This window comes from Glaciimonas sp. GG7, assembly GCF_052976905.1.
The window spans coordinates 23,885-40,106 of record NZ_JBRIIQ010000036.1; the positions used below are offsets into that span (position 1 = coordinate 23,885).

Genomic DNA, 16,222 nt, shown 5'->3' on the forward strand with positions numbered 1-16,222 from the left:
AGGATAGTGAGTATGAATAAGCGTGAAGATAATGCAGTCAACACCGATGATTTTTTTGCGACCGTAGCCGAAAAATCAGACGGTGCGGGCCTGCGTGGTGACTACAGCAACATCGACGACCAGTATGTCGTTGCCCAAAAATGGGAAACCTACACGCCAGCGCAACACGCCCTATGGCGGCGCTTGTATCAACGTCAGGCCAGGCTCATTCCGGGCCGCGCCTGCGATGTCTATATCGAGAGTCTGGAGCGCTTGAATATAGGCGAGGGCATTCCCGACTTTGCGCAGCATTCGGCGTTGCTCTTCAAGGCGACTGGCTGGGAGTTGGTGGCTGTTCCGGGGTTGGTGCCTGACCATGTTTTTTTTAATCATCTGGCAAACCGTCGCTTTCCCGTCACCGTCTGGTTACGCGAGCCGGAAGAGTTTGATTACATCGTTGAGCCGGATGTTTTCCACGACTTTTTCGGGCATGTTCCGCTACTGTTTAATCCGATTTTTGCCGATCATTTGCAAGAGTATGGCAAGGGTGGTTTAAAGGCGTTGAAAGTCGATGGACTGGCGATGCTGGCGCGTTTGTATTGGTACACGATTGAGTTTGGTCTGATCGACAGTGCGCAAGGTTTGCGTGTGTATGGGGCCGGTATTTTGTCATCGGGCGGAGAAATTGAGCACTGTCTGACTAGCCCTTCACCGCTGCGCATTCCATTCAATCTGGAGCGCGTGATGCGGACCTCATACAAAATCGATTCTTATCAGGAAACCTATTTTGTGATTCGTAGTTTTGAACAATTGTTTGTTGATACGGCGCCAGACTTCACACCGCTGTATCAAAAGTTGGCGTCCCTGAAACCGCTTTCGCCGAACGCATTACAAGCCGGTGAGATCAATTGCCCGCATAACTGAATTTATAAAAAATAATAAATGCATTGGGCAAAAAAAACGGATTCTGCCGGGGAGAGCAGAATCCGTAACTAGTGATAAATGGGAACACTAGAGGGAGGAATGTCTGAAACAACCGGTCCAGGGAGGTCATCAGTTGTTTCAAACAAGACATCATTACACTCCTGAGGCTGCTTGTTTCCCAACGGACTTACGCCTTGTTACAGTTGTTACGCAGTATCAGATTTGACTACATAGGGATATATAGCTCTGTGCGTTGTACCGCAGATTGGCTTATTATTGATAAGGTCTGCATCCTGATCAGACAGAAGCAAACAGAAGTAAGCAAAAATAGATGAGAACCAGAACGAAACCATAAAAGAAAGAACGATTTACTTACAAAGTAAATACGTTTTAACCGCACGAGCAACCCTCGCGCTGTGCATGCAAAAACATAATTTTTGGCACGGAGACCGAATGAACGCACCACTCTCAACACAATTGCTGCCCACAGATTCGTCAGAATCGCATGGTCCGGCATCTTCCCCTATATCTTTAGACGATAAATTCACCCTCGAACGCGGGCGCGCCTTTATGACAGGCACGCAGGCAATTATTCGATTACCGATGTTGCAGCATCAACGCGATGTCATGGCGGGTTTGAACACTGCAGGATTTATCACCGGTTATCGTGGATCGCCCTTGGGCAGTGTCGATTTGACAGCCGCCAAGGCAAAAAAATATCTCGACGCGCATAACGTCAAATTCCATCCCGGCATGAACGAAGATCTGGCGGCGACCAGCGTGTGGGGTACGCAGCAGGTAAATTTGTTTCCGGGTGCGCAGTACGACGGCGTATTTGGACTGTGGTACGGCAAAGGCCCCGGCGTTGACCGTTGCGGCGACGTTTTTAAGCATGCGAATATGGCCGGCACCTCCAAACACGGCGGTGTATTGGTATTGGCTGGAGACGACCATGCCGCCAAATCATCGACTACCGCGCATCAAAGCGAACATATTCTCAATGCCTGCGGGATTCCGGTCTTGTATCCGTCCTCGGTTCAGGAATATCTCGATTACGGGATGCATGGCTGGGCCATGAGTCGCTATACCGGCTTGTGGGTATCCATGAAATGCGTAACCGATCTGGTTGAGTCGGGCGCGTCGGTTGACCTCGACCCGGACCGCGTAAAGATAGTCTTGCCGACCGATTTTGAAATGCCTGCGGATGGCTTGAATATTCGCCTGCCCGACACCGTGCTGGGACAAGAAGCACGGATGAATAATTTCAAATGGTACGCCGCGCTGGCGTATGCGCGTGCCAACAAGTTGAACAAGATCATCTGGGATAGCCCACGTGCCAGAATCGGGATTATCACCGCCGGTAAATCGTATCTCGATACGCGCCAGGCGTTGGCCGATCTTGGAATTGATGAGGGAGTCGCGCGCGATATCGGGATTCGCTTGTTTAAAGTCGGCATGACCTGGCCGCTGGAGGCTGAAGGCGTGCGCGAGTTTGCACAAGGGCTGGAAGAGATTCTGGTGGTCGAAGAAAAACGCCAGATTCTCGAATATCAACTCAAGGAAGAACTCTACAACTGGCGTGATGACGTGCGTCCGCGTGTGGTGGGCAAGTTTGATGACACAGGCGAGTGGAGCAATCACGGTGCTGGTCATGGCGATTGGCTGCTGCCAGCAACCTACGAATTGAATCCGGCGCAGATTGCACGGGCGATAGCGTCGCGGATTTCAAAATACTTTGCTGGTCACCCGGTCGAACAACGCGTCAAGGAGCGGGTCGCCTATCTGGAGGCCAAAGAAGCGCTGCTCAATATCAGTAGCAAGCCAGACCCCAACAAAGATCGCGTGCCGCATTTTTGCTCGGGCTGTCCGCACAACACCTCCACCAAATTACCGGAAGGCAGCCGTGGGCTGGCCGGTATCGGTTGCCATTACATGGTGCTCTGGATGGATCGCGAAACCTCGACATTCACGCACATGGGCGGAGAGGGCGTGAACTGGATCGGTCAAGCGCCATTTACCAGCGAAAAACATGTGTTTTCGAATCTGGGCGATGGGACGTATTTCCATTCCGGTTTGCTGGCGATACGCGCATCGGTGGCGGCCAAAGTCAATATTACCTACAAGATTTTATATAACGATGCAGTCGCCATGACGGGCGGTCAGGCGTTTGACGGCCCGCTCGATCCGGCCATGATTTCACGCCAGATTGCGGCCGAAGGCGTCTCGCCGATTATTGTGGTCACCGATGAGCCGGATAAATATCCGTCGGACATCAATTGGGCCCCGGGTGTGACGATCCGTCATCGCAGCGAGCTTGACGCCGTGCAACGAGAGTTGCGCGAAATCGTCGGGACCTCGGCCATGATTTACGACCAGACCTGCGCATCAGAAAAACGTCGCCGTCGGAAACGTAACGAATATCCAGACCCGGCTAAACGCGCCGTCATCAACGAGGCCGTCTGCGAAGGTTGCGGCGACTGTAGCGTGCAATCGAATTGCCTCTCCGTCGAGCCGTTGGAGACCGAATTCGGGCGCAAGCGTCAGATTAATCAATCGTCTTGCAATAAGGATTTTTCTTGCGTAACGGGTTTTTGCCCGAGCTTTGTCACGGTCGAGGGCGGTCGTCTGAAGAAACCGGCAAAAATATCAGCCAAGCCGATTGCTGCACATGCTGGCGAGCAAGTTGCGGAAGCCAGTTTGCCGACGCCGATTTTGCCAACGACTATTAAGCCCTACGGCATTCTGGTCACCGGCATCGGTGGCACCGGCGTCGTCACGATCGGGCAGATTTTGGCGATGGCGGCGCACATTGAGGGCAAGGGGTGCTCGGTGCTCGACATGAGCGGTCTGGCGCAAAAGGGTGGACCGGTGATGTCGCATGTGCGTCTGGCTGATCATCCTGAGGATATTTACTCCACTCGGGTCGGTACTGGCGACGCGGATTTGGTGATCGGTTGTGATGCGATTGTCACGGCGAGCCGCGATGCGTTGTCGCGTATGGGCGAAGGACGTACCTTTGCGGCGATCAATGCCACGCGCACACCAACGGCTGCGTTTGTGAAAAATCCGGACTGGCAGTCACCGGACGTCGCCGCCGAAAAAGATATTCGTGCAGCTTGTGGCCATGATCGGGTTGAGTTTATAGACGCAGGCAGAATCGCCACGGCGCTCATGGGTGACGGGATTGCGACCAATATGTTCATGCTGGGTTATGCATGGCAAAAAGGCTGGGTCCCATTAACCGAGGCTTCGTTGTGGCGGGCAATTGAGTTGAACGCGCTGCAAGTGGAATTCAATAAACAGGCCTTCACCTGGGGCCGTACTGCGGCCCTGGATCCGGTTGGATTGGATCAACGCACTCGGCCTGCTAATACAGCGGAGAGTCCGGCACAAGTCATCGAGTTTAAACGCACACCAACGTTAGTCGATGTCATGGCACGTCGGGTTGCCTTTTTGAGTGCCTATCAGGATGCTGCGTATGCCGAGCAATATCGACAATTTGTGGTGCAGGTCCGTGACGCAGAGCGGCAATTGCATCCCGATAGCGCTGGTCGCGGATCATCGCGACTGAGCATGGCGGTGGCGACGTATCTGTTCAAGTTGATGGCTTATAAAGATGAGTATGAAGTTGCACGCTTATATACCGATGGCGCTTTCAACGCTAAAATTGCGGCTATGTTTGAAGGCGACTACAAGCTAACATTTCATCTGGCACCGCCGTTATTTGCCAAACACGATGCACGTGGACATTTGATCAAGCAGGAATTCGGTCCGTGGATGATGCGCGCATTCGGTCTGTTGGCCAAATGCAAGTTTTTGCGCGGCGGTAAGTTTGATCTCTTTGGCTATACCGCCGAACGCAAGGAAGAGCGTGCGTTGATCACGCATTATCGTCAAACGATAGAATCGTTATTGCCGCGATTAACGTCGGAAAATCTGGCGAGCGCTGTCGCCATTGCTAGTATTCCGGAAGAAATTCGCGGTTACGGCCATGTGAAGGATCGGCATTTGATGGCAGCCAGGCAGAAGGAGAAGCAGTTGCTGAGCGAGTTTGATCATCCCTCACCGGCAACCCATTCGATTGCTGCGTAACCTTGTATTTTGTTGTTGAAAAAAATGGCCTGAATATTCAGGCCATTTTTTATTGCAAGATAGTGTGGATCTGTTGCGGATTAAGTAGAACTTAGATTGTTGAGTGGGGTTTCCATAGCGCGCACAAGGACCGGCGACTGAGCGGGCAGAATTGTCGGCTTAGTATAGAAATACCTGAATAGGGCAATGCCAGAACCCAGGATTAGGCCTAGCAATAGCCCTAGCAAACCAGATTTGAGCATCCCGGGAGTTGCTCGTTGCGGAATGATCGGCTGGGCAATAAAAGATGTTTTTTCCACATACAACGAGCGGGCATTCATATTATCTATCGTAATGTTGTTAAATACGCTGCGCTCCACTTCATCTTCCAGATTCAGATTGAGCTGATTCTTTATGGCAGGCAGTGCGGCGAGAAACTGATCGCCAGAAGTGCTTTTGTTTAACAATGCTTGAACCGCTCCGTAATAGCGTAAGTAAATAGTATTCATTTGCTGCTCACGGATGATACGTGGCAAGTTTTGAGTTTTCTCAGCTATCTGAGTTTCGATGGCTACCAATTGCGTGACCGGTGAAAGAAAGCGTTCATTACCGTCTGTAATCGTGATCGGCTGCCGATTTTCGAGGCGTGTTGAGTCCGGATATTCACGCAAAATAGTTTGCATGGATGCTTTTTTGATTTTTAATTGATTGAGTTCATATCGGGCAGCGATGGTCTCATTGTCGAATTTTCCGGCATTAGCTTGATATTGCGTAAAGCGTTTGCGTACCAAATCCCGGTAATTGAGAAGGATGGTTGTGTCGCGCAGAAAATCGCCCAAAATAAACACACCATGTTGTGCGCCCAAAGGCGTTGCCGCTTTGTACGAAATTTTCAAACCAGAAATGTCAGCGTCTTCATTTTTTGGAACAGCGCTCGGAACATCTCTTAATTCGGATCGGGTAACAGGATAAATAGGTTCGATTAACGATTCCAAATGCGTACGGCTTACGAAGTTTTCTTGATTGAGATCAGCTAACTGGGTTTTGGTGAGCGTTTTAGCAAAGTCTTCCCAGCGTGACGGTGCGATGACCGCGGTTTGAAGTCGCTTAAAGTCAGAAAAAGACATTTCCATCTGGAAATAGCCTTCGCTTTTATAGCTGCTTATTGCCCAACCAACCACAATGGCTGCTAATGTAATCGTCATGGTGACAAGCAATACCAAGCCTTTGGTTTGCCACATAGCGGTAGCGACTTCTCTCAGATCGATAGTGCCAACATTTCGATCATCTTGTTGATAGGTATTAATTTTAAGCCTCGTTACATTCAGTAAGTAGTTTTACTAAGTAAGGCTGCATAATCGTTTATACCTTTTCACATTCGCCAGGCCATTCAGTTGTACTGTCTGCGCAGGGATGTCGCTTGGTCTAAATAATTATGTGGCCTTACTTATCGGCAACGAATAGTGGAGATTGGATCAATCTAAAGGCTGATTTATAATTTCCGCCATGTTATACGGCAATAATTATATAGGGATAACCTTATTTTTTAAGATTAATCTTAGTGCTTGCCCAGAGGAAACAAGGTTGTTCTGTCATTCAGATCGATACAAATTGCCGGTAGCCACGTGCCCTTAACGCGCAAGCCGGACAAGTGCCGCAACCGTAGCCCCAGTCATGCAATATGCCGCGATCGCCCAGATAACAGGTATGTGTATCAGCACGAATCAAATCAACCAGCGCATCGCCGCCCAAGTCTTGGGCCATCTTCCATGTTTCTGATTTGTCGATCCACATCAATGGTGTTTCAAGTTTTATACGGGTCGCCATGCCAAGGTTGAGCGCAACTTGCAACGCTTTCATAGTGTCGTCGCGACAGTCTGGATAGCCGGAAAAGTCGGTTTCACACATACCGCCGACCAATACGTCAAGACCGCGCCGGTACGCAACGGTGGCAGCTACAGTCATGAACAACAGATTGCGACCGGGCACAAACGTATTCGGCAAGCCGTTTTCCTGCATGACGATTTCGACATTTTCGGTCATCGCGGTGGCGGATATTTTGGAAATGATGGACAAATCGATGACGTGGTCTTCGCCCAGCTTGTGGTCCCACTGGGCTGACTGCGTACGCAATTTTTTCAACAAGATCGGGCGTTGCGTCAGTTCAATCGCATGGCGCTGGCCATAATCGAACCCAATCGTTTCAACGCGGTCATAGCGGGAGAGCGCCCAAGCCAGGCAGGTGGTGGAGTCCTGGCCGCCGCTGAAGAGAACTAATGCGCCGTTTGAGATGGTCATATAAGTCTTTTTAAAGTGAGAGTAAAAATGGCGTGATTGCGGTTATTTAATAATAGTATTGAGCGTCTGATCGACAAAATCATTGTTCGGGTCGGTGAAGCGGATGCGAATGGGATACCACTCAAGCGAAGGCGCCAGCCAGATATCGAGACGTTGTCCGGTGTCGTCCGGTGGCGGGGCGCGGAAAATATGCACCGCCTCGACTTCGCCGATCCCGGTAGTGATTTTTTCTCGGTTAATGACGGTGAAGTGCCAGGGTTCTGCGTCGCGCTGACCAGCTACAAAAAACGACCAGACCGAGCCAACTTTGAATTGTTTTGCTGCTGCGCGTGCTACCGCAGCCAGTTGCCAGACGATACTTGTGCGATCCTGTTCGCCGCCTTTGATGGGATAAGAGGCGTCGGATTGCGAGAAAGTGATGGTGCCGCCACCGTCGGCACTGCGATTAAATGTCGTCGTGGTGCTGTTTTTATGGAAACGCTTATCAATGAATTGCGCTGGAGCTAAGCCATAATCATCGATTTTTCCGTTACTTTTTGCTTCCAGTATTTTTCCAAAAAGCATGGCGCTTGTGACCGCTTCAACACTAAATTTCCGTCCGTTGGTTTGCCACTTAACCACCGCCTCGCCATTGATGGAGAGGCCACTTTGTCTTGCTCTGATGGCGTAATTTAATTCGGCCGAAGGCGGAAGATCAAAGCGTCGTTTAATCGTTAAATGGTCGACTGCGTGATCCTCTGTGCCCGTGGCTGCCGATGCGACGATGCAGACACCGAACAGAAGGGTGGCGATGCAAATACGTGAAATCGCACGTAGGGAGAATTTCATAGTGCCTTTTTAAATAATGTCGATGGGCAATCGTTGGTTTTCACACGGCAATGCGCAGAGGGAAAGTCACCGAGAAAAATCAGCCGGGTGCCGTTGTTACATCAAGTTGCTTCAGCTTAGTGAGCGACATATCCAAATAGTCGCCATCGTTTTCGGTGAAGCGTAATTTGACCGGATACCACTGCTGTTCGGGCGCAAGCCAGATATCCAATGTTTTTTCATAGGAGCCAGCTTGGGGCTTGCGCGCCAGATGCCAGGTTGTCACAGTACCCGTGCCGACTCTGATTTGTTCCTGCCCAATGACTTGGAAACGCCATGTTTCCGCATCCCGGTCCCCGGCGACGAATACATCAATGACCGCACCGGAGACGATTTTGCCAGCGTCGCCGCGACCGATACTGGCGAGTTGCCAGACGATACTGGCGCGGTCCTGCTCTCCACCAGTACGCGGGTAGCTATTGGTAGAGGCGGAAAACGTAATGGTATTGCGCTCACGATGGAAGTGCGTGTTGGTGGCAGATTTGCGGAATTTCTTTTCTGTATAGAGTTCCGGAGCCACGCCAAAACCATTGATTTCACCTGCACTTTTAAAGTCCAGTGCGCTAATGAACAGCGCACCAGCTTCACCATTGATGGTGTAGTTGTGACCATCGGTTTGCCAGGTAATTTTTCCGCTGCCGTAAAATGTTTGTCCCTTTTTTAATGCTTGGACATCGTATTTTAACTCTGCAGACGGTGGTGGTTGAGTGTTGTAGTGGACTGCGGTTGGGGCGATCGGGCCGACTTCCTGCGTTGCTGATGCTGCTGTCTCTGTACCGGGGCTATTTTTCGTTGGCTCCTGGCCGCCATTGCCTTCGGGAGAATCCAGGCTGGTGATCGTCTCGACAGGGATGATGGGTGTTCTTGTTTCCCGGATGGGTGTGTCGAGCACTTCTGGCTCCTGCACTTTTGGTGGCGCAACTATTTTTCTCGGGACTTTACGCGGTGCCGGTGTTGGTTTGATGGGTTTTGGCGCCATGATCGGTTTGGCGACCGGCGGCAATGGTTTGAGCTCTGCCAGGATAATTGTCGACTGTTCGGATGCACTCTTGGATATGCTGAGCTTGCCGCTGCCCCAGTTGATCAGGAAAATATGTAGCGCAATCGAGATCGCGAGTACGATCAGCCAGCGCAGTTGTCGTGATCCGGTACGTTTAGGTGGAACCGGTTGCCCGCTGAGCGCGTTTCCGATTATGTGTGGGTGAGCCTTTGTCATGGTCGTAGTGTAAACCGTAACACTAGCAGGCTACTGTCTTATGCATGGTATGCAACGTTCTAATCGTATTTTGAGATGCTCTGGCTTGTTAAAAAGAGGGCGTCTGCGTTCTGCTCGCCATCAGGCTGAGAAAATAAATTGTCCTATCGCTGTCCTGTTGCTACATAGGCATTGTGCCTCGGTATAGTATGAGGACTCACGCAAAACCGCTCCAGCGGCGTTAAAAAATGTACAGCATGTCTCTTCAGGAGATTTGTATGAGTAATCCAACTATTTTCGGGGTAGATCTCATGTCGGATAGCATCGATTTCATCAAAAAAATGTGGGGCGGCATGGGCGTGCCGGGCATGGTCGTACCGACCCTTTCAGTGGAAGAAATAGATAAAAAGATCGCTGATTTGAAGGCGGTTGAAGGGTGGCTTAGTTTGAATTTGAATATGTTGCGCGGCACCATACAGGGGCTGGAAGTACAAAGTGCAACATTGTCGGCATTGCAGTCGATAGTTGCCATCAGTATGCCGAAAGCTGACGAGAAACCATTTTCCGGTTTTGCGAGCGGATCGCCATCGTCGACCACGGCAGCAGAAAACCCAAGTGACGGTACAGCAGCGTGGGCCGCCATGGTGTCGCAATTTCCTTTTTCGTTCATCCCGGAAACCACCAAGACTGCGGATGAGGTAACGCCGAAGTCAGAGGCTGCGCCGATTGTGGCGTCAGCTCCACCGAGAGAGGCGGATTCGGTCCCCGATAAAACGACAGAGACGCAAGTCCCATCCGCTACTGCCGGGGCTTGGTGGGATGCACTACAAAGCCAATTCAAGCAAGTTGTTAGCAGCGTCATGGCGGCAGAGGCAACCCAAACTAAGGATGCGTCCGAAGCTTTGAAGCCTTCAGCCAAGCCTGAACCTGCACTGAAGAGTAAAGGCGCGACGGTGAAGGCGCGGGCCCAAGCTAATCCTAAAACGTCAACCACTACCGCCACTAAAGCATCGCGTAAAGTCGCAGTTAAACCTGCTGCTGCTCGCGCAAAAAAAGTGACGCCGAAGTAATGACGCCGAAGTAAGGACGCGGCAATGTGAATTGAGGCGTTATTTAATGGCGTGCTGCGCGCTTCAAGACACGCATAAAACTGCCCAATATGGGCAGTTTTTCATAGAGCTCTTCTGCCGCATCCCAATAATCGCGATGATAAATAACCAGCTCATCTGCGTTAAATCGAAAATGCGTGGCGCCCCGTATACATTGCTCTGCGGTTGAAAAGCGTTTCATACGGAAGTGAAATTCCCATGCAGTGAAAGCGGTATCGTCTTGCTGCATGTATTGCGTCACCACGAAGCGCGGTGCATCAACCTGCGCAAACATATGCGTCAACAGGTGCTTGATGGCAGGCAGTCCGGTGAGCTCATTGAAGGGGTCCTTGTACCAGGCGTCTGGCGCGTAAATCTGATCGAGTAACGTCACATTGGCGATAGTGAGAGTTTCATAAAACTTGACCAGACGCAGCAGACTTGCCTGCTGATTCTTTTGTTGACTTTCACTGTTCGTAATCTCGCTACTCATAAGCCTGTCACCTTGTGAATCAATGCAAAGTAAGTCCGGTACGGCAACAAGCGCGCTAATCGTAGCCAGTTGGTGAACCGTTTTGGAAAATGGATATGAAAGTGTCCACGTTCAATACCATCAATGAGTTGTTCTGCGGCGCTGGAAGGTGACATTAAGGCGGGCATAGCAAAGTCGTTATTTGCCGTCAGTGGCGTATCCACAAAACCAGGATTAATCAGATAGACACCAATTCCGCGTGGCCGCAGATCGAGGTATAAACACTCTGACAAATTAATCAGCGCAGCCTTGGTTGGGCCGTAGACCATCGCCTTCGGCAGACCGCTGTAGCCTGCGACTGAGGCAACAATGCCGATAGCCCCACGACCTTGCTTGAGTAATGTCGGCAGAGTTGCATCAAGGCAATGCATGACGCCGCCCAGGTTGAGATCAATTAAGCCGTTGGCGACGTCAAGATCGAAACTGTCGGCGCGCATTTCGCCATACCCGCCAGCGACGATCAAGATCAGATCGATGCCCTCCCATTCGTCAAGAATATGGTCGCGTGCGGCCAGCACGGTTGCGTGGTCAGTGATGTCTAGTACAACGGTTAAGGCCTTGGGCTGACCCACTGCTATCGCATGTAATCGGGCAGCATTCCGGGCCGATAAAGCGACACGCGCACCTTTTGCAAGTAACTGGCGCGCGGTTTCTGCGCCGATACCGCTAGAGGCACCGATGATCCAGACGCGTTGCTGATGCCAGTTGGTGATTCTAGGATTAAGCGGATTCAATAGCGGCATATTTTTTTGTGCGATAGATGTGAGGGCTGACGATGTTAAGGACGTTTAGTAAACGATAAACTAATGTCACCAAGCTTAAAGCCGAATTTACTCATCACAGCATGATTGAGCATGACGTTCTGATCCATCTGGACCATTAAATCGTCGAGACTGACATTGATGATACGGCCATCAACGGGCAACGCTAGTACATATTTCCAATGCAGCGTATTGCCGTTGGTGATGCCGATTGCTTCGCCGACGACATCGGGTGCGGTGCCGATGAATTTGTTGTCGGCTACTTTTTTCAAGGTCCAGATGCGGCGCTGCTTAGTGCCGTCAGAATAGGTGAAATCTTCGTCGAGTGTGCCGGTGTCGCCATCCCATTTGCATTGAATGACGACGGTGAAGCGTTTGACTACTTTACCTGAGCGATCCTGAAACATGCCCCATGCGTCGAGCGTGCCGTTAAAGTATTGCGGCAAACTGAGTGTCGGTTTTTGGTTCGCATACTGCTCGGATTCAGATGTTGTGCTGCATCCGCCTAAAAGAATAGCGAGGGCAATAAGTGCAATTTTTAGAATCAATTTCATGTTGTTCTTTCGAAAGTTTAAATATTGCGCAGTGGCGCTTTCCACAAAATGGCTGCCGCCACCAGTTTTAATGTGCACGGTAAGACCGCATAACCAATCGCCAATGCCTGCGCACCTTGCGCATTGACGAGATGGGGGTGATAGCCAAGCTGCTGTAGCAATGGCAAAGAAATACCGGCCGCCAGCGCCAGATTGATTTTGGTGGCCCAGTTCCAGATACCGAAATACGCGCCTTCTTTTTGGCGGCTATGTCCGCCGTCGGCAATCACCGCGGCAAGTAGGGCTGGCGGTAATAGAAGATCGGCTCCCAGCGCCACGCCAGACATGATGCAGATCAGGGAAAAGGGCAGGATATTGCCAGCCGATAAACCGTAAGCCCAGACAAACGCGACAATCGCCAACAACATCGCTGCCAGCCAGACCCGCGCTTCGCCGTAGCGTCGTGCCAGTGCGGCCCAGCCCGGCATGGAGATAGCTCCGGCCAAAAAATAAAGCATCAAAAACAGTCCGCCGTATTTTCCCAATTGCAATTGGTCGTCTACAAAAAAAAGAAAGAGTGTTGCGGGGACCGCCGCCGCAATCCCGTTCACCACAAAGATGCCGAACAGCCAACGAAAGCGCAGATTGCTAAACGGCAGTAATACGCTGTAGACGCCTTGCGCTGGTTTGGTGACGTCCCAGCTTAACTTCATTGGTCGTGGGGCAATCTGTAGCAGCCATGCTGTCGCGAGCAAAAAAAGGATGAATACCGGCGGCAGCACCGCCATCCCAAACAAGCTTGGCAGCGCCGCTGCCAGCACGACACCGATCAAGCCGCAGCCTTCACGTGTAGCGGTCAGGCGTGCGCGCTGGCCTTGTGCCTGGGTGAGTGCCGCACCCCAACTTTGATGGGCGATAGTGGCAATGCTAAAGCCAACGTAGACCACCAGCAATGCCAGGATCAACCATGTCAACGGTAGCGATGCTACGAAAGCGGGCGGCAAAAATAGCGCACTGAAACCGACGGCGAGTAGCGGTACGGCAATCCAGATGGCGTTTTTGTAGCGGTGCGTCATGGTCGAGCGATCGAGCCAGTGACCAATCGCCGGATCGATAAAGGCGTCGCACAAGCGCGTCAGCAGAAGGACTACGCCGATTAGCGACAGTGAAATGCCAAAGCGCTCAGCGTAGAAGGCGGGAATATAGACGTAGACCGGGAGGGCAACTAACGCTAGCGGCAATCCGAACAGGCCGTATTTCAGGAGCGCAGGAAAGGCGAGCTTGGTCATGGGCGCGGTGCCATTGGCGCGGCATCCGTGAGCAACTGTTTGCGCAGAGTAGGGTCAGTGGTTTTAGGGGAGAGCCAGATGCCGAAAAATGCGTCGGAGAATGTCTGATCGGGGATGTCGCCAAGCACTTTTCCGTTCATATAAAAGCGTGCGCCCTGGCCCGGTAGGAAGATGCCTGTGAGGTGTGAGCCGTCAACGACGTTTGGAAAAATCGCTTTCATTTGGGTAAGCCACGTAGCGTATTGCGCTGCGCTGCCCATGCCTGTTTTACGCATTTGTTCGATGCTGGCTTGGGCAATTTTTTCGCCATTTAATGCGCGGTCGTAGCGCAAGTCGAGTGCATAGCTGGCCGCCTCTGATACCGCTGCTTGATAGCCTTTATCGCCGACCCAGAGTTGCGCCGTATAAATAGAAATACCAAACCAGGTGTATCGGCCTTGGCCTGCTAATCGAGCGTTGGCGATGACGTTTTGGATATGTGGCGGCGCAGGCGGGTTGGTCACCATATCGGTCGCGCCGACGTTGGAAAGCAACCCAAACATTAGCGCATAGCCCAACAACAAGGTGCGCCGCGCGCTGGCCCTGATCATATTTTTTGCAAGGTAAATTGCGCCACATTAATGCTGCCGGCAAGAAATCCAGCTTCGCAATACGCCAGATAGAAATCCCAGGTACGCAGAAACCGATCGTCAAAACCTTGCGCACGCACGCGCGGTAATTGTTCCTTAAAGGCGCGCCGCCATTCGACCAATGTGCGTGCGTAATCGAGTCCGAACGAAAAATGATCGACTACGCGCAAGCCGTGCTTTTCTGCTTGTTGGCGGAAGGCCATGGGCGAGGGCAGCATGCCGCCGGGGAAAATATATTGCTGAATGAAGTCGGTGCCGCGTCGATAGCGTTCGAACAGTTCATCGGCGATCACGATGGTTTGCACGCAGGCGCGACCGCCGGTTTTGAGATTGCGGGCGATACAGGAAAAATAACTCGGCCAGTATTTCTCGCCCACGGCTTCGAACATTTCGATAGAGGCGATGCCGTCGAATTGGCCGTCGGTATCGCGATAATCCTGCAAGATCAGCTCGACCTGATCGACCATTCCGACTTCTTGTAACCGTTGGTTGGCAAAGTGGAGTTGTTCAGTGGAGAGGGTCAGCCCGGTAACGTGGGCTTTTGCTTCGCGCACGGCGATTTCGGCAAAGCCGCCCCAGCCGCAGCCGATTTCTAATACGCGGGCATCGGCGTTGAGGTTGAGCTGGTTGAGGATGCGGCGATATTTTGCATCTTGCCCTTGCTGAAGATTCTCAACGTGATCGTCTGAAAACAAGGCGCTCGAATAGGTCATCGAGGGGTCTAGCCACAGTTGATAAAAGGCATTGCCGATATCGTAATGGGCGTGGATATTTTTGCGGCTGCCGGTTTTGCTATTGCGGTTGAAGAGGTGCTTGATGCGGTAGAGCAGATTGCCCCACCAGGTGCCGTAAATGACGGATTCGATCACTTGCCGATTGCGGATGAAAAGTTCGATCAGTCCGGGCAGATTGTCGGTGCTCCAATGACCGTCGATAAACGTTTCTGCAAAGCCGATATCGCCTGATTTTAGCGCTGCATGAAAAACGTCCCAGTTCTTGAGTGTCATCGCGATCGGCCGATCATGCACGCTGCCGCATCCGTAAGTGGCGCTTTGTCCGTCTGGGAAGGTCATCACCAGAATACCGTGATCGAGCTTACGCAAGAGCGTGAGTATGAACTGTACCTGGGGCGGAAAATGTTGTGTTGAGAGACTATTTTGTTCTTGTGCATAATCGAGCACGCCATCATCTACGCCAATAAGGGGTGGATTGGTGTTCATCGGGAGACCTCGTTGGATGGGGGAGCAGGTTTGCTATAAAAAGGAAGGCGTTTGCGCCAGAGTTTGAGTGCTTGCCAATGGATGCGTAGGATGACGCCGATAGTCATCATCGGGTAGCGAAAAAATGCACGGAGGACGGCGCTATCGGCGATCGGTTGGGATGGTGCTGACGTGCCGGACACGCTGGTGAGGAGGAGTGGACCGATGGCGTCGTCGTACTCGATCCGTGCTGTGGTTGATTCGGTGGTACGCATAAAGCGAAATCGATACGTGCCGGTAACCTCGCAAAATGGCGAGACATGAAACATTTTGTCGGCTTGCAGTTCGGCTCCGAACGCAATGCTGCCATTGTCTTGGGTGCTGCCATCGAGCAGATAACTGTGGCGCTCGCCAAAGGTGTTGCGGACTTCGCATAAGACCGCGCGCAAGCTTCCGTTTTGACGATGACAAAACCAGAATGAGACGGGATTGAAGACATAGCCGAGTACGCGGGGAAAGGTTTGTAGCCAAATTTCACCATCGGCATCGGTGATGCCTTGGTCTTGCAGCAGGGTCGTTATCCAGGCGAGCGGGGTTTGTTTTCCATCGCCGTAATCACGGTCGTGAAATGACAATAAATTGAATGTATTTCTGGAAAAAAAACGGTTTCCAAAGTCGGATGGGCCGAGTGTTCGTAGTGGCAGGCGCAGGTAATACACGCCGTAGGTAAATGCATGTTTCACCGGGCGCAAACGGGCGTGATGGACGCTGCCGAAACAAAGCTGTACGTGATGGGTGGAGGCGTGCATATTTTCTCTGGCCTTAAGCGGCAATGCTTTCGGTGGCGCGCAAGACTT

Annotated in this window: 14 protein-coding genes; 3 read left to right on the forward strand and 11 right to left on the reverse strand. The window is 51.7% G+C overall.

The window, feature by feature from the left end:
- The first annotated feature begins 12 nt into the window (after positions 1–12).
- A complete protein-coding gene (phhA, locus tag ACVBEF_RS10575; protein WP_447123899.1) occupies positions 13–903 on the forward strand; it encodes a phenylalanine 4-monooxygenase in 891 nt (296 codons plus the stop codon).
- 453 nt (positions 904–1,356) lie between these two features.
- Positions 1,357–4,995: an indolepyruvate ferredoxin oxidoreductase family protein gene (locus tag ACVBEF_RS10580; protein ID WP_447123900.1), complete on the forward strand. Its 3,639-nt coding sequence runs from the start codon at positions 1,357–1,359 to the stop codon at positions 4,993–4,995.
- 80 nt (positions 4,996–5,075) lie between these two features.
- On the opposite strand, the gene ACVBEF_RS10585 is transcribed toward ACVBEF_RS10580, so the two are convergent.
- The 4 genes from ACVBEF_RS10585 to ACVBEF_RS10600 all read right to left on the reverse strand — a co-directional run bounded on the left by ACVBEF_RS10585 (position 5,076) and on the right by ACVBEF_RS10600 (position 9,355).
- Positions 5,076–6,215, reverse strand: coding sequence for a hypothetical protein (locus ACVBEF_RS10585; RefSeq protein ID WP_447123901.1), 1,140 nt, complete (start codon positions 6,213–6,215; stop codon positions 5,076–5,078).
- Positions 6,216–6,570: 355 nt separating this feature from the next.
- Positions 6,571–7,272, reverse strand: coding sequence for a 7-cyano-7-deazaguanine synthase QueC (gene queC / locus ACVBEF_RS10590; protein ID WP_447123902.1), 702 nt, complete (start codon positions 7,270–7,272; stop codon positions 6,571–6,573).
- A 42-nt stretch (positions 7,273–7,314) separates the two neighbouring features.
- Positions 7,315–8,100, reverse strand: coding sequence for a DUF3108 domain-containing protein (locus ACVBEF_RS10595; protein WP_447123903.1), 786 nt, complete (start codon positions 8,098–8,100; stop codon positions 7,315–7,317).
- Positions 8,101–8,179: 79 nt separating this feature from the next.
- The gene (locus ACVBEF_RS10600; RefSeq protein WP_447123904.1) at positions 8,180–9,355 is read right to left on the reverse strand and encodes a DUF3108 domain-containing protein; all 1,176 of its coding nucleotides are present in this window, start codon (positions 9,353–9,355) and stop codon (positions 8,180–8,182) included.
- 257 nt (positions 9,356–9,612) lie between these two features.
- Between ACVBEF_RS10600 and ACVBEF_RS10605 the strand changes: the two genes are divergently transcribed.
- Entirely contained in the window at positions 9,613–10,404 is a 792-nt protein-coding gene (locus ACVBEF_RS10605; protein WP_447123905.1) for a PhaM family polyhydroxyalkanoate granule multifunctional regulatory protein, read from the forward strand.
- Between the two features lie 43 nt (positions 10,405–10,447).
- Here the strand turns inward: ACVBEF_RS10605 and ACVBEF_RS10610 are convergent, their stop codons facing one another.
- The 7 genes from ACVBEF_RS10610 to ACVBEF_RS10640 are packed head-to-tail and all read right to left on the reverse strand — an operon-like array spanning position 10,448 to position 16,174.
- Complete coding sequence (locus tag ACVBEF_RS10610; RefSeq protein ID WP_447123906.1) at positions 10,448–10,915, reverse strand: nuclear transport factor 2 family protein; 468 nt, start codon at positions 10,913–10,915, stop codon at positions 10,448–10,450.
- Positions 10,912–11,697, reverse strand: a complete 786-nt coding sequence (locus ACVBEF_RS10615; protein ID WP_447123907.1) for an SDR family NAD(P)-dependent oxidoreductase — start codon at positions 11,695–11,697, stop codon at positions 10,912–10,914. Before ACVBEF_RS10615 ends, ACVBEF_RS10610 begins: the two co-directional genes overlap by 4 nt.
- Before the next feature lie 35 nt (positions 11,698–11,732).
- Positions 11,733–12,269, reverse strand: a complete 537-nt coding sequence (locus ACVBEF_RS10620; RefSeq protein ID WP_447123908.1) for a DUF3833 domain-containing protein — start codon at positions 12,267–12,269, stop codon at positions 11,733–11,735.
- A gap of 17 nt (positions 12,270–12,286) precedes the next feature.
- Positions 12,287–13,537 (reverse strand): MFS transporter, encoded by a 1,251-nt coding sequence (locus ACVBEF_RS10625; protein ID WP_447123909.1) that lies wholly within the window; start codon positions 13,535–13,537, stop codon positions 12,287–12,289.
- Entirely contained in the window at positions 13,534–14,127 is a 594-nt protein-coding gene (locus tag ACVBEF_RS10630; protein ID WP_447123910.1) for a chalcone isomerase family protein, read from the reverse strand. The genes ACVBEF_RS10625 and ACVBEF_RS10630 overlap by 4 nt, the downstream gene beginning before the upstream one ends.
- Positions 14,124–15,386 carry a class I SAM-dependent methyltransferase gene (locus ACVBEF_RS10635; RefSeq protein WP_447123911.1) on the reverse strand — a complete coding sequence of 421 codons (1,263 nt, stop codon included), beginning with the start codon at positions 15,384–15,386 and terminating at the stop codon, positions 14,124–14,126. Before ACVBEF_RS10635 ends, ACVBEF_RS10630 begins: the two co-directional genes overlap by 4 nt.
- On the reverse strand, positions 15,383–16,174 hold the full coding sequence (locus tag ACVBEF_RS10640; protein ID WP_447123915.1) for a DUF1365 domain-containing protein: 792 nt from the start codon (positions 16,172–16,174) through the stop codon (positions 15,383–15,385). The genes ACVBEF_RS10635 and ACVBEF_RS10640 overlap by 4 nt, the downstream gene beginning before the upstream one ends.
- Positions 16,175–16,222 lie beyond the last annotated feature (48 nt).

Excerpts from the sequence above, each read along its gene's own strand:
- ACVBEF_RS10625 (WP_447123909.1), bottom strand. The coding sequence starts at position 13,537 with ATGACCAAGCTCGCCTTTCCTGCGCTCCTGAAATACGGCCTGTTCGGA.
- ACVBEF_RS10605 (WP_447123905.1), top strand. The coding sequence starts at position 9,613 with ATGAGTAATCCAACTATTTTCGGGGTAGATCTCATGTCGGATAGCATC.
- ACVBEF_RS10640 (WP_447123915.1), bottom strand. The coding sequence starts at position 16,174 with ATGCACGCCTCCACCCATCACGTACAGCTTTGTTTCGGCAGCGTCCAT.
- ACVBEF_RS10630 (WP_447123910.1), bottom strand. The coding sequence starts at position 14,127 with ATGATCAGGGCCAGCGCGCGGCGCACCTTGTTGTTGGGCTATGCGCTA.
- ACVBEF_RS10585 (WP_447123901.1), bottom strand. The coding sequence starts at position 6,215 with ATGTGGCAAACCAAAGGCTTGGTATTGCTTGTCACCATGACGATTACA.
- ACVBEF_RS10600 (WP_447123904.1), bottom strand. The coding sequence starts at position 9,355 with ATGACAAAGGCTCACCCACACATAATCGGAAACGCGCTCAGCGGGCAA.
- ACVBEF_RS10620 (WP_447123908.1), bottom strand. The coding sequence starts at position 12,269 with ATGAAATTGATTCTAAAAATTGCACTTATTGCCCTCGCTATTCTTTTA.
- queC (WP_447123902.1), bottom strand. The coding sequence starts at position 7,272 with ATGACCATCTCAAACGGCGCATTAGTTCTCTTCAGCGGCGGCCAGGAC.
- ACVBEF_RS10615 (WP_447123907.1), bottom strand. The coding sequence starts at position 11,697 with ATGCCGCTATTGAATCCGCTTAATCCTAGAATCACCAACTGGCATCAG.
- ACVBEF_RS10610 (WP_447123906.1), bottom strand. The coding sequence starts at position 10,915 with ATGAGTAGCGAGATTACGAACAGTGAAAGTCAACAAAAGAATCAGCAG.
- phhA (WP_447123899.1), top strand. The coding sequence starts at position 13 with ATGAATAAGCGTGAAGATAATGCAGTCAACACCGATGATTTTTTTGCG.
- ACVBEF_RS10580 (WP_447123900.1), top strand. The coding sequence starts at position 1,357 with ATGAACGCACCACTCTCAACACAATTGCTGCCCACAGATTCGTCAGAA.
- ACVBEF_RS10595 (WP_447123903.1), bottom strand. The coding sequence starts at position 8,100 with ATGAAATTCTCCCTACGTGCGATTTCACGTATTTGCATCGCCACCCTT.
- ACVBEF_RS10635 (WP_447123911.1), bottom strand. The coding sequence starts at position 15,386 with ATGAACACCAATCCACCCCTTATTGGCGTAGATGATGGCGTGCTCGAT.